Here is a 13,181-nt window from a genome sequence, read left to right as displayed (position 1 = left end):
AATAACGTTGATATTTTAGAATTTTCAACCCCTTATTTTTTATAAGTCTACATCAATACCTCCCCTGTTTTAGACCATTTTATCTACATTCTGACTAAATTATTAATAGCTTAAAAACTGAAATAATTTTAAATCAGATAAAATTATCCTAATACATGACAAATATCATGTATTTATCTTATCAACTAATTTAAATTTGCTAAAACTAAATCAAAAACAATGAAAAAAATACTGAATTTATTATCAATAATGGTTATTGCGACTGCTATAAGCTGTGGTGGCAGTGATAAAAAAAAGGAAGCATCTAGCTACGGTAAAAAAGCACCTGAAAAAACTGAAAAAAAAGTACCTGCAACAGAACGCATCGAACTTTCTAACAAAGGTGTTGGTCCAATTACCTCTATAACTCTAGATGAAGAAATAGATCAAGACCTAGTAGCGACAGGAATGGAAGTCTACAATAAAATGTGTACCGCATGCCATAAAGTAGATAAGAAATTTATAGGTCCACCACCAACAGGTATCTTGAAAAAAAGAACCCCAGAATGGGTAATGAACATGATATTAAATCCAGAGGTAATGGTCAAAGAAGATCCATTAGCTAAAGATTTATTAATGGAATTTAATGGTGCTCCAATGGCAAACCAAGGCCTTTCAGAAGAGGATGCAAGAGCCGTATTAGAATATTTTAGAACCTTATAATAATCTTATACTATAAACTTCAATTGGTTTTTATGTTAGCCTTGTTTGCTTTAATAAAGTTTACAATTAAATACTTATGCTTATAACTCAACTATTATGATAAGTATTTGCCAAAACGGTACTGTACACATTTATAAACATAGCTTTATTAACTAAACCAACAAACTAGTATAAATACAATTTAAATCATACGATTATGAAAAAAATATTAAAATCGACACTTGCAATTGTAGCGATTTTTGCGGCATTTACAAGCTGTAACAATTCTAGTAAGTCTAGCAATTCTGGTGCCTTATCTAGTAATAATGCAGAAAAAGTATATGTAGCACCTGGAGAGCACGATTCACATTACGCATTCATCTCTGGTGGTTATAGTGGTAACCTTACGGTTTACGGTTTGCCCTCAGGACGCTTATTCAAAGAAATTCCTGTGTTTTCTCAATTCCCTACCAATGGTTATGGGTATTCTGAAGAAACAAAACCTATGTTTGAAACCTCTTATGGTTTTGTACCATGGGACGATTCGCATCACCCAGACATTTCTCAAACTAACGGAAAATTAGATGGGCGATGGGTTTTTATTAATGGAAATAATACACCTCGTATAGCAAGAATTAGTTTAACCACTTTTGAAACCGAAGAAATTATTGAAGTTCCAAATAGTGCAGGTAATCATAGTTCCTCATTTGTTACTGAAAACACGGAGTATGTTGTAGCAGGTACGCGTTTTTCTGTTCCTGTGCCACAAAAAGACATTCCGATTAATGAGTACAAAGGTAACTTTAAAGGCGCTTTATCTTTTATTTCTGTAGATCCAGAACTTGGACACATGGATATTAAATTTCAAGTTTTAATGCCAGGTTTCAACTACGATATATCTCACCCTGGACGTGGAAAATCTCATGGTTGGTTCTTCTTCACCACTTACAATACGGAAGAAGCAAATACGCTTTTAGAAGTTAACGCCTCACAAAACGATAAAGATTTTATTGCGGCCATTAACTGGAAAAAAATCGAAGCATACGTTAATAATGGTGGTGGTACCATGATGCCGGCTAATTATGCACATAACGTTTATGACGAGCATACACATACGGCTACTTCTACCATGAAAAAAGAAGTGCGTGTCGTTAATCCTTCAGAAGTTCCTGGCGCTGTGTATTTAATCCCTACACCTAAATCGCCTCATGGTTGTGATGTTGATCCTTCAGGAGAATACATTGTAGGTAATGGTAAATTATCAGCTAATTTAACGGTACACTCATTCACAAAAATGCTAGATGCTATAGAAAATGAAAAATTTGAAGGTGACGCCTACGGTATTCCAATTTTGAATTTTGAAGATGTTTTAGCCGGTTCTGTTGAACAACCAGGATTAGGACCATTACACACTGAGTTTGATGGAAAAGGAAATGCCTATACCACCTTCTTTATTTCTTCTGAAGTTGTAAAATGGAAATTAGGCACCTGGGAAGTTATCGATAGAAAACCAACCTATTATTCTGTTGGACACTTAACAATTCCTGGAGGAAACTCATCGGAACCTTTTGGCAAATACATGTTTGCAATGAATAAAATAACAAAAGACCGTTATTTACCAACAGGCCCAGAAATGGAACACTCGGCTCAATTATATGATATTTCAGGTGAAAAAATGGAGTTACTTTTAGATTTCCCTACGCATGGCGAGCCACATTATGCGGCTGCTATTCCTGCTGAAATCGTTAAAAATAATTCGAAAAAAATATACCGGTTAGACGAAAATCAACATGAGAAGAAAACCTTAAGCGGTGCTGATGCTAAAATCGTTAGAGATGGTAAAAACGTTCATATTTATATGACGATGATTCGTAGTCATTTTGCACCCGATAATATTGAAGGTATAAAAGTTGGTGACAAAGTGTTCTTCCATATTACCAATCTAGAACAAGATTTTGATGTGCCTCATGGTTTCGCTATGATTGGTGCAAATAATGCTGAATTACTAATAGCTCCAGGACAAACGAGAACCTTAACTTGGGAACCGAAACAAGTTGGTGTTTGGCCGTTCTATTGTACAGATTTCTGTTCAGCATTACACCAAGAAATGCAAGGTTATATTCGTGTATCACCAGAAGATTCAGACATTGAATTGTCTTGGTCATTAGGCGAATAGCCCCACGCTTATTTTTAAATAATTAGCTTAGAGAAATTTTGTTTTAGTGTTTATTTCTCTAATACAAAGGCGAGAGTTGATTTATCGCTCTCGCCTTTCTTTTTAAATCACTACAATTCCTGCGAAAGCAGAAATCTCAAAATCATCACGATATAATGAAGTTCAAAAAATCTTCGTTTTAAAAAGGTGACTCCAAAGAATTCAACGATTAACTAAAAAGATTCCGTTTGTTCGGGAAGTAATATTATGAAAAAGGCTGGAATTATAATGATAATAGGCGCTTTACTATTATTAGGACTTTTTAAATTCCCATTATGGAATATTATGCTTGGCGCACCACAATATCCAGAGCCATTAGGGATGAACATCTATATACAAGGTATTGAAGGCGTAGAAGAATTTGACCTACAAAATATAGACGGCTTAAACCATTATATCGGTATGCAAACCATTCCAAAAGCAGAAGATATGTGGGAGTTCACGGTGTTCCCTATTGTTATATTAACCATGGCAATACTGGGAGTAATTATTGGCTTATTAGGCTACTTAGAAAAAGTTAGCTATAACTATTTTTTAGCTTGGTTTATACTTATGTCTGTTTTAGGGATACTAGGTATGTATGATTTTAACAATTGGCTAATAGATTATGGTAGCAATTTAGACCCTAATGCTATTATTAAAGTCACCAACCCAGATGGCACACCAATGAGCTACAAACCGCCATTAATTGGTTATCAAAAATTATTAAATTTTGATGTAGACTCTTGGCCACATATAGGAGGTTATCTCATGTTTCTAGGCATGGCATTGACGCTTGTTGCTTTTTGGATAGGCCGAAAAACAAGCTTAAAATCAACAACACAATAGACAAACTATAATTCTAAAACACTAAAGTCATGAAAGCACTAAAATATTTTTCAATTTTCACATTACTACTTCTATTTTTCAGTTGCAACGTATCACCAGAACCGATAAATTACGGAAGTGACGGTTGCCACTATTGCTCAATGACTATAGTAGATAAAACTCACGCTGCAGAAGTGGTAACTAATAAGGGGAAAGTCTATAAATTTGACGCCACAGAGTGTATGATTAATTTTATGGATGAATTTGAAACCTCTGAAATTGAATTATACCTATCTAACAACTACACCGAACCTGAAACTTTAATTGACGCGACAAAAGCAACATTTTTAATTAGCGAAAACATTCCTAGTCCGATGGGCGCATTTCTTACGGCTTTTAAAAATAAGGCTGATGCTGAAAAGTTGCAAGCCGATAAAGGTGGCGAATTATATACGTGGAAAACCCTACTTGATAAATTCAAAAGCTAGTTTTATGAAGCAATTACTCATCTTTTCAATTGTCCTTTTAATTACTAGCTCATCTGTTGCACAACCTATTGAAGTATGTAAAACCTGTCCGATTTCAACATTAAAAGACGGTATTGCAAACGCAAAAAATTTTGATACCATTATCGTAAAAAAAGGCATCTATAAAGCACATAATATCATAGTAGATAAGCCCTTGACCATTATTGGTGAAAATTACCCTGTAATTGATGGCGAATTAAAAGGTGAAATCATTACAGTAATTGCAGATAATGTCACGGTTGATGGCTTATTTATTATAAATGTTGGCAATAGTTACCTAGAAGATTATGCCGCTATTAGAGTCAAAAACAGTAAAAATTTCCTGATTCAGAATTTGGTTTTAGAGAAATTATTTTTCGGCATTTATATTGAAAAATCAAGAGACGGAAAAGTCTATCACAACAAAATAATAGGTGATGCTGTTGAAGAATATAATTCCGGAAACGGCATTCAGCTTTGGTATAGTAAAAACGTACTTGTTAAACACAATTTTGTTCAACGCGTACGCGATGGTATATATTTAGAATTCTCAGACGATTGTACCATTAAAAACAACGTTAGCGCACTAAATGTGCGTTATGGTTTACACTTTATGTTCTCTAACGATGACACTTACGAAGACAATATTTTTGAAAACAATGGCGCTGGTGTTGCCGTCATGTTCTCGAGACGCATAAAAATGTACAACAATATATTTAAGAAAAATTGGGGAACGGCTTCTTATGGTTTATTGCTTAAAGAAATAAATGATGGCGAAATTAAAGGCAACACGTTTGAAGACAACACCATCGGCATTAACGTTGAAGGCTCTAACCGTATTAATTACAAGCACAATACCTTCGAAAACAATGGCTGGGCAGTAAAAGTAAAAGGGGCTTGCTACACCAATATTTTTACAGAAAATAACTTCTTATACAATTCCTTTGATATTGCTTACAATAGTAAAGTAAACGATAATCAGTTTGACAGAAATTATTGGAGCAACTACACGGGTTACGACCTCAACAAAAACGGTATTGGCGACGTGCCTTACAGGCCTGTAAAACTATTTTCTTATATCGTAAATCGCACTCCAGAAACCATTATTTTATTGCGAAGTATGTTTATAGATATCATTGATTTTTCCGAAAAAGTATCACCTGTTTTTACACCAGATGATTTATTGGACCACAACCCACAAATAAAAAAACTAACATGGTAACGATTGAAAACCTACATAAAAAATTTGGTAAAAACCACGTGTTAAGTGGTGTTGATTTAACCATTGCTGACGGTGGAATATTCGCTGTACTCGGGCCTAATGGTTCAGGAAAAACCACCTTAATAAAATCAGTTTTAGGGATGGTAATTCCTGATAAAGGTACCATTACCGTATTGAATGAAAACATCAAAAAAAGTTCCGATTACAGACATAAAATTGACTATTTACCACAAATAGCCAACTTTCCAAGCAATCTCAAAGTAAAGGAACTCATCAAAATGATTAAGGATTTACGAAAACCAACCTCTGAAGACCAACGCTTAATTGAACTATTTAAACTAGAACCGTTTTTAGATAAAAAATTAGGCAACCTTTCTGGTGGTACCAAACAAAAAGTGAACCTGGTGTTAACCTTTATGTTCGATAGTCCCATTGTGATTTTAGACGAACCCACTTCGGGATTAGACCCAATATCCTTAATTAGATTAAAGGATTTAATTAAAGCGGAAAAAGCCAAAGGCAAAACCATTCTTATTACGTCACACATTATGAGTTTTGTTGAAGAAATTTCAGATGAAATTGTGTTTATCCTCGAAGGCAAAATCTACTTTAAAGGCAGTATTCAAAAATTAAAAACCAAGACCAATCAACCCGATTTTGAACATGCGATTGCGTCTATATTATCTAACAATCATGCTTAAAGGTCTCGATAATGCTCAACCAGACAATTCATTAAAGTATGTCTCTTCGAGCACAGTCGAGAAGTTTAAATAAAATTAGAAGTTTATGCTTAAGATATTAAAATATAGTTTTTTTGATTTAATGCGCAGCCGCTGGAGTTACGTGTATTTCGCCTTCTATTTATTATTAGGTGTTGTCTTGTTGTTTTTAAATAACGACCTCTCAAAAGCAGTGATTACATTAATGAATGTCATCATTGTTTTAGTCCCTTTAATTGGAACCATTTTTGGCGTCATGTATTATTATAATTCCAAAGAATTTACCGAGCTATTGTTAGCGCAACCTTTAAAACGCTCCTCTATTTTTTTAGGACAATATTTAGGTGTCGCTTTATCATTGTCTATGAGTTTAATTTTAGGTTTAGGCATTCCGTTTGTATTTTATGGTTTGTTTGAAAGTAGTGCCATTTGGGATTTTTCTCTACTATTAATAACAGGCACATTTTTAACCTTAATCTTTACTGCTTTAGCCTTTAATATTGCCTTATCAAACGAAAATAAAATCAAAGGTTTTGGCTATGCCATATTAATTTGGTTATTCCTTGCGGTCATCTATGATGGGCTGTTTTTAATGACCTTAATAATGTTTGAAGATTACCCATTAGACAAAGTATCGTTAATTGGCACCATGCTAAATCCCATAGATTTATCAAGAACGCTGATACTATTAAAACTAGATATTTCGGCATTGTTAGGTTATACAGGTGCTGTTTTTAAACAATTTTTTGGAACTAGCTTTGGTCTTATTGTTTCATTTGTAATGCTGAGCTTGTGGGTTGCTATGCCTATTTTACGAATTGTATTCAAATCAAAGAAAAAAGATTTTTAGCCAATAATAGGCATGTTAATATTCAAAATTACAATTATGAAAAACAGCTTTATCGTCTTCCTATTAGTCCTAGCTTTTAGCTGTAAAAACGAAACCACCAAGACTGACATACAAGCCCTTAAAGTTGAAGGTTTATCACTCAATAATAATGAAAAATGGATAGCGAATGAAGAGACGCATATTGGTATGAATCGCATCGATTCGATTTTAAAAACCAATACAACTTCAAATGGAAAAATTTTAGGAGATGCCCTTTCAAAACAAACCAGTTACATCATAAAAAGCTGTGATATGACAGGCGAAGCACACAATCAACTTCATGTGATACTTATTCCTATTTTAGAGGAAATTACAGCTATAAAAGATGTAGAAGATATTTCAACTTTAAAGAAAAAAAAGACAACCTTAATGGGTTTAACAGCCACCTATTTTGACCATTTTAAAAATTAGAATTAATTGACAAAAATCATTTTAGAAAAGACAAAATAGTCCAAATTTAGCATCATGATAATAAAGGTTATATATAAAGCTACGGCCTTGTTTATGGCGTTCGTTGTATTAACGAACAGCATAAACAATGTGGTAATTATAACCGATTTTGTGATTAACCAAGACTTTATCGCAAAAACCCTTTGTATTCAAAAAGACGACCAAAAAGGCTGTAATGGTAAGTGTCAATTAACAAAAGAATTGGTGCAAAACAACACAGATTCTAATTCAGATACACCAAAGCATTTAACCGACCCATCACGTTTAGATGTCTTTATACTCACGGCAACTATAAAACAAACCGTTAATAATTTTTCTAACGTTTCAAACCTTAAAAACACTTTCGATTTTAGATTAAAACAGCCTATTTCAGGATTTTATGACATCGAAACACCGCCACCAAATTTAAGTTAGTTTTTCTGATGCGCTACCAAGGCGCAAACTTCTTTTTTTGAACCCCAAACGGTTTCAAATAGGATAATTACACTTAAAAACAACTTAAATAAAACAAAAATGAAACTTAAATATATATTACCAATCGCATTTATTGCGCTGTTCTTTTCATGCGCTACAGACGACGATGATAATTCATCAATAATAAATGAAGTTGAAGGTTTAGAATTGATTCAAACCATTGCAAATGGCGACCAAACCATAGAACTTTACAATGAAAAAGGATTTTTTGAAACTGGCTATAATCACATTAGTCTTCGATTAAAAGATAACCATACAGGCAATTATATTGAAGATGCAACTTTATCATGGATACCCATAATGCAAATGCCAACTATGGAGCATTCTTGTCCAAAATCGGCCATAACAAAAGCCTTAGGAAAAGATACCGTTTACGAAGGTTTTATCATCTATCAAATGACTTATGAAGATGGTTCGGGTTGGTCATTAACTCTAAATTACAATATAAATGATACAGATTATTCAGTGACAGAAACCATTTCGGTTATGCAATATGAAAACCAGAATTCTGCAAGTTTTATGGGAAACGATGACACTAAATATATTGTGGCATTAATTGAACCAAAAGACCCAAATATTGCCGTAAATACTATGAAAGTTGGCCTGTTTAAAATGGAAAACATGATGACGTTTCCCGTTGTGGAAGACTACACCATCACTTTAGACCCACGTATGCCAGGTATGGGAAACCATAGCTCACCAAATAACACTGATTTAACCTATAATAATGCCGATAATTTCTACTATGGTGATTTATCCCTAACCATGACTGGTTATTGGAAATTGAACCTAAAATTATTGAATGAAAATGGCGAAGTTTTAAAAGGTGAAGACGTTACGGATGAAAATGAATCTAGCAGCTTGTATTTAGAAGTGGAATTCTAATTTATTCTTTACTGTCACATTGAGCGCGGTCGAAATGCTTTAAATACTATATCTAAAATACATTTCTTAACGACGCTCAATATGACAGATATATTTCCAAGTACGTAGCCATTGTCGATGTTTTTCAGCAACAATTCTCGGAGTTACATTAGGAAACTGTTGGTAAAAAGTACCTACAGCGGCAAAAGATGCTTCCCTATCATTTTAATCACAAAAACATTTAGCTATGAAAACGCTAATAACAGTCGTATTATCTCTGTTAATGGCTTCTTTTGGATTTTCACAAAAGGCCATCAATGAGACAAAAAAAGACACTACAAAACTAGAAGAAGTCATTGTAGTTTCAAGACGAAAACTAAGCAATCACAGACAAGAAAAAACACTATCTAGCATTGATGATTATTTAGAAAAGTCGAATAAAGTTACCATGATAAAACGTGGCAATTACGCTTGGGAACCTACGCTAAATAATATGGCAACCGAACGTTTGGTGGTCACTATTGATGGCATGCAAATTTTTGGTGCATGTACAGATAAAATGGACCCAATCACCTCGTATGTCGATGTCTCTAATCTCGAAAAAGTAACCATTGGCTCAGGACAAGAAGGCACAGAACATGGCCATTCAATTGGTGGTGGTATCGACTTAAAATTACCGACATCAAAATTTAATGGTTCAGGTTTTAAATCTGGATTGGATTTGGGTTACGAAACTAACGGAAACTATAAAGCTACAGGATTAGACTTAACCTATACAGGAAACATTTTTTTTATAACTACCGATGGTATTTATAGAAAATCCGATAATTATGATGCTGGTGGCAACGAAGAAATTTTATATTCTCAGTTTGAAAAATATAATATATCATTAAAATCGGGTTACAAATTCTCTCAAACCCAACATATCGATGCCAATTTAATTTATGATAAAGCCACAGATGTTGGCTATCCTGCTTTGCCTATGGATGTGTCTTTGGCCGAAGCCTTAATTTCATCGTTAACACATTACTACAAACCTGAAGACAAAGCATTAAAATCCATAGAAACCAAATTGTATTTCAATACCATTACGCATATTATGGACGATACTAAACGTCCTATTGTACCTATAAGAATGGACATGCCTGGTTGGAGCGACACCTATGGATTCTATAGTAAAGCGCATGTAATAAAAGACAAACATCGTCTAATACTCAACCTAAATGGATTTTACAATAAGTCTTTGGCAGAAATGACCATGTATTCTAATAACCCCAACGAACCTGACATGTTTATGTACACTTGGCCAGATATTAGAACTTTATATTCTGGTGTTTTTATTAAGGACGATTTTCATTTTAATGATTACGAAACATTGTCATCATCTCTAAGATTAGGTTATCACAGAAACAAAATATCTAAAGCCGTTGGTGTACAAAGCCTTCAGATTTTTCATCCTGAAGTTAAAGATGAACAAGACCGTTTTCTTATAAGTTTGGCTTCAACATATCAACTTAAAAAAGAAAATTATGACCTTTCATTTGGTTTAGGTTATGGCGAACGCGCACCTTCAGTTAGCGAAGGCTATGGTTTTTATTTATTCAACAATTTTGATAATTACGATTATATAGGCAACCCGAATTTAGAAGACGAAAAAGCCCTAGAAGCCAACTTTAACTTTAAACAAAAATTCAATGATTTTGAAATTGGTATAACAACATCCTATTTCCACATTATGGATTACATTATTGGAGATTTAGCACCAAATGTAAGCTCTATGACTATCGGTGCCAATGGTGTGCGCGTAAATAGTGCTTTAGACCATGCTTCAATTTTTAGTACGTATTTGAATAGTAGTTACAAAATATCTGAACGCTTTGCTATCAATGGAACACTTGGATATAATTACGGAAAAGGCAATAATGGCGAGAACCTGCCACTCATAAAACCGATATCCTATTTTGCTGAATTCAATTATAACACTTCAAAATTTAATGCCGCATTACAATTAGATGGTAACGGCAACCAAAGCAATTATAGTAGTATGTATGGAGAAAATGAAACAGCTGATTATGCGATTTTAAATCTAAATTTAGGTCACATCTTTTATAATAAATTAGGAAAAACAGTCCTTAAATATGGTGTTGAAAATATTTTAGATACCAACTACTCTACCTATGCCGATTGGAATAATTTTCCAAGACAAGGTCGCAATTTCTATGTGAATTTATCTTTTGTATTTCCATAACTTAAGGACTAAAAATATAATGTGTCGTTTTTATGATTTAGTTTTTCAGTCTTATTTTTCATAATATTAAATAATATGAATCCGATTCCCAGTGGCAAAAAAATACTAAACAAAAATAGTAATAGGTAATAATTTGAAAGTAATCCTATACCGAAATAAAACATCACACCCTGAATTAAAAGTAATAATTCAGTTAAAACAAAGCCTAAAAGGAAGCAATAAATGCCAATAGATAAAGATTTAGAAGCGTTTATTAAATCACTTTTTAAAATGAAAGCAAATAGAAATCCTGAAATAACACCTAACATTAACAAATGAATAAAACCAATAACAAAATTATGATGGTTATGCACTACTTCTGCAAACTCTGGTAATACTGATAAGAATTGAAATACTATTTTTAAAACCAAACATCCAAGCGCAAAACTGAACATATAAGTCGTTAGTTTAGATTTAACAGCTACCAAAACATTTAATCTGGGTTTTATAAGTTGAAAGAATTTATAAAGTGCCACAACCTGAAGTATAACCCCAAAGCCATTTAGCCAAAGTAAACCTTTATGAGGTGCATACCATTGAATTGGTAAAGCCATCGTTAATAGCGTTGACATAATTAACAGATTAAAAAACTGCTTAAATACCCTTGAGTTTTCAACTTTTAAAAGGTAAAAAAACACAGCCAAGACCGCAATTAAAAACCAACCATTAAACTGAAAATGTAAAAAAAACTGAATGGCAATATGATAAAATGCAGATGTTGACCCTAATGTTGAAACTATGGGGCCTAAACACCAAACTCCGAGAGTGGAAATCACCATAAACAACAACGCGGTCTTTAATAGCTTTTGAGTAACACTAGAATTGGTTTTATGATATTTCCATATTAAATACGCAAAATAATAGCTACAAAGTATATGCAATGTAGAAAATGAAATAGAAATTGCCGCGTAACCTTGAAGCGGAAAACTCACCATCATACCAATAACCGCAAATTCCGTTAACCAAAATAAGCGATTAAAAACCTTAGGTTTATCGTTAGTAAAATAATGGACAAAAAGCGTAAACAGCAATAAATATACCCAGCCCAACATCGCAACATGAGAATGTGCATGCGTTAAAAACCGATAATTTACACCAATGGATTCTAAAAATGAAAAGCGTAATGCCAACCCCATTAAAGCGGCCACAAGAAAATTAATAAAACATATGACAACTAATTTTTTGGGCATTATGGCAACTTTGGTTTTTGAAATGTAATAATTAATAGAAAAAGACTCAAAAATGAATCACAACATTTTGAGCCTTTTTCAAAGTTAAAAATAATTAAGGATTGCTATTAACCAAATTGCTGTTCTAACTTTATAGCCGCAGGAAATAAAATATTGTTTTCTAAATGAATGTGTAAATGCAAATCTTTTTCAAATTCGTCTAACATTGCATAAGTAACTTTATATGTGTTGCAAGCATCTGCTGGTGGATTATAATTATCCGTAAGCTCAGCGATATCTCTAAAACGCTGCCCTTCATTATCATGCTCTTCCATCATCATCGCTATGGGGTTTTCCACTGTACCAAACTGTGGCGATGGCACGGCTCCTCCATCTAACGTTGCTTTAACCATCTTTTTAACAAAAGGAAAAAGAATCAATTCTTCTTTCTTTAAATGCGATGCTAATTCACCTGCAGACGCCGTAAATAACTTATTAACTTCAAACAACTCTGGGTGACGTTCTCCATGCACTTTACATAATTTGTCTAAAAACTGACGTAAAACCGGTATTTTTTCTTCCACATATCTGTGATGTTTCTTTTCAATATACTCAGCTAATAAGTCTAATGGCCAAGATTTATAATCTATAGACTCACCGGTTTTAGAATTTAAAACATGGTTGAGTTCTTCTAATAAAACATGACTATCGATACCTTTTTTTTCGCAAGCCTCCTCTACTGTTCGGTTGCCATTGCAACAAAAATCAATTTTATATTTAGAGAATATCGCTGCAGTTCTAAAATCGTCGGCAACAAATTGTCCTATTTCTTTTTCAATGTTTTTTTCAAGTGTTTCCATATTAATCTTATTTCGGATAAATTTATCCTATTTATGTT

General features: G+C 33.4%; 13 protein-coding genes. 11 read left to right on the top strand and 2 right to left on the bottom strand.

The genetic code is table 11. The features are described 5' to 3' along the window. Positions 1-219 precede the first annotated feature (219 nt). From HM982_RS00630 to HM982_RS00580, 11 genes are all read left to right on the top strand, one after another. The gene (locus HM982_RS00630; RefSeq protein ID WP_179351195.1) at positions 220-702 is read left to right on the top strand and encodes a c-type cytochrome; all 483 of its coding nucleotides are present in this window, start codon (positions 220-222) and stop codon (positions 700-702) included. Between the two features lie 196 nt (positions 703-898). Next, positions 899-2,857, top strand: a complete 1,959-nt coding sequence (nosZ, locus tag HM982_RS00625; RefSeq protein ID WP_179351194.1) for a Sec-dependent nitrous-oxide reductase — start codon at positions 899-901, stop codon at positions 2,855-2,857. A 246-nt stretch (positions 2,858-3,103) separates the two neighbouring features. Next, positions 3,104-3,724: a hypothetical protein gene (locus HM982_RS00620; protein ID WP_179351193.1), complete on the top strand. Its 621-nt coding sequence runs from the start codon at positions 3,104-3,106 to the stop codon at positions 3,722-3,724. A 29-nt stretch (positions 3,725-3,753) separates the two neighbouring features. After that, positions 3,754-4,191: a nitrous oxide reductase accessory protein NosL gene (locus HM982_RS00615; protein ID WP_179351192.1), complete on the top strand. Its 438-nt coding sequence runs from the start codon at positions 3,754-3,756 to the stop codon at positions 4,189-4,191. 4 nt (positions 4,192-4,195) lie between these two features. Continuing rightward, on the top strand, positions 4,196-5,431 hold the full coding sequence (locus HM982_RS00610) for a nitrous oxide reductase family maturation protein NosD (protein WP_179351191.1): 1,236 nt from the start codon (positions 4,196-4,198) through the stop codon (positions 5,429-5,431). Next, positions 5,425-6,132, top strand: coding sequence for an ABC transporter ATP-binding protein (locus tag HM982_RS00605; protein ID WP_179351190.1), 708 nt, complete (start codon positions 5,425-5,427; stop codon positions 6,130-6,132). Before HM982_RS00610 ends, HM982_RS00605 begins: the two co-directional genes overlap by 7 nt. Positions 6,133-6,217: 85 nt before the next feature. Next, positions 6,218-7,000 (top strand): ABC transporter permease, encoded by a 783-nt coding sequence (locus HM982_RS00600; protein WP_179351189.1) that lies wholly within the window; start codon positions 6,218-6,220, stop codon positions 6,998-7,000. A 36-nt stretch (positions 7,001-7,036) separates the two neighbouring features. Further along, a complete protein-coding gene (locus HM982_RS00595) occupies positions 7,037-7,450 on the top strand; it encodes a hypothetical protein (protein WP_179351188.1) in 414 nt (137 codons plus the stop codon). Positions 7,451-7,543: 93 nt separating this feature from the next. Then, complete coding sequence (locus tag HM982_RS00590) at positions 7,544-7,903, top strand: hypothetical protein (protein WP_179351187.1); 360 nt, start codon at positions 7,544-7,546, stop codon at positions 7,901-7,903. 99 nt (positions 7,904-8,002) lie between these two features. Beyond that, positions 8,003-8,848 (top strand): hypothetical protein, encoded by an 846-nt coding sequence (locus HM982_RS00585; RefSeq protein WP_179351186.1) that lies wholly within the window; start codon positions 8,003-8,005, stop codon positions 8,846-8,848. A gap of 226 nt (positions 8,849-9,074) precedes the next feature. Further along, a complete protein-coding gene (locus tag HM982_RS00580; protein WP_179351185.1) occupies positions 9,075-11,075 on the top strand; it encodes a TonB-copper family protein in 2,001 nt (666 codons plus the stop codon). 8 nt (positions 11,076-11,083) lie between these two features. Here the strand turns inward: HM982_RS00580 and HM982_RS00575 are convergent, their stop codons facing one another. Together HM982_RS00575 and ric are read right to left on the bottom strand one after the other, a co-directional pair. Beyond that, the gene (locus HM982_RS00575; protein WP_179351184.1) at positions 11,084-12,304 is read right to left on the bottom strand and encodes a hypothetical protein; all 1,221 of its coding nucleotides are present in this window, start codon (positions 12,302-12,304) and stop codon (positions 11,084-11,086) included. 107 nt (positions 12,305-12,411) lie between these two features. Beyond that, positions 12,412-13,143, bottom strand: a complete 732-nt coding sequence (gene ric, locus HM982_RS00570; RefSeq protein WP_179351183.1) for an iron-sulfur cluster repair di-iron protein — start codon at positions 13,141-13,143, stop codon at positions 12,412-12,414. Positions 13,144-13,181 lie beyond the last annotated feature (38 nt).

Source organism: Winogradskyella vidalii, from assembly GCF_013403955.1.
Classification (GTDB): Bacteria; Bacteroidota; Bacteroidia; order Flavobacteriales; family Flavobacteriaceae; genus Winogradskyella; species Winogradskyella vidalii.
Note: the sequence above shows the minus strand (reverse complement) of the source record. Positions and strands in the feature narration are given on the sequence as shown.

Excerpts from the sequence above, each read along its gene's own strand:
- HM982_RS00605 (WP_179351190.1), top strand. The coding sequence starts at position 5,425 with ATGGTAACGATTGAAAACCTACATAAAAAATTTGGTAAAAACCACGTG.
- HM982_RS00590 (WP_179351187.1), top strand. The coding sequence starts at position 7,544 with ATGGCGTTCGTTGTATTAACGAACAGCATAAACAATGTGGTAATTATA.
- HM982_RS00595 (WP_179351188.1), top strand. The coding sequence starts at position 7,037 with ATGAAAAACAGCTTTATCGTCTTCCTATTAGTCCTAGCTTTTAGCTGT.
- HM982_RS00615 (WP_179351192.1), top strand. The coding sequence starts at position 3,754 with ATGAAAGCACTAAAATATTTTTCAATTTTCACATTACTACTTCTATTT.
- HM982_RS00610 (WP_179351191.1), top strand. The coding sequence starts at position 4,196 with ATGAAGCAATTACTCATCTTTTCAATTGTCCTTTTAATTACTAGCTCA.
- HM982_RS00580 (WP_179351185.1), top strand. The coding sequence starts at position 9,075 with ATGAAAACGCTAATAACAGTCGTATTATCTCTGTTAATGGCTTCTTTT.
- ric (WP_179351183.1), bottom strand. The coding sequence starts at position 13,143 with ATGGAAACACTTGAAAAAAACATTGAAAAAGAAATAGGACAATTTGTT.
- nosZ (WP_179351194.1), top strand. The coding sequence starts at position 899 with ATGAAAAAAATATTAAAATCGACACTTGCAATTGTAGCGATTTTTGCG.
- HM982_RS00585 (WP_179351186.1), top strand. The coding sequence starts at position 8,003 with ATGAAACTTAAATATATATTACCAATCGCATTTATTGCGCTGTTCTTT.
- HM982_RS00575 (WP_179351184.1), bottom strand. The coding sequence starts at position 12,304 with ATGCCCAAAAAATTAGTTGTCATATGTTTTATTAATTTTCTTGTGGCC.
- HM982_RS00620 (WP_179351193.1), top strand. The coding sequence starts at position 3,104 with ATGAAAAAGGCTGGAATTATAATGATAATAGGCGCTTTACTATTATTA.
- HM982_RS00630 (WP_179351195.1), top strand. The coding sequence starts at position 220 with ATGAAAAAAATACTGAATTTATTATCAATAATGGTTATTGCGACTGCT.
- HM982_RS00600 (WP_179351189.1), top strand. The coding sequence starts at position 6,218 with ATGCTTAAGATATTAAAATATAGTTTTTTTGATTTAATGCGCAGCCGC.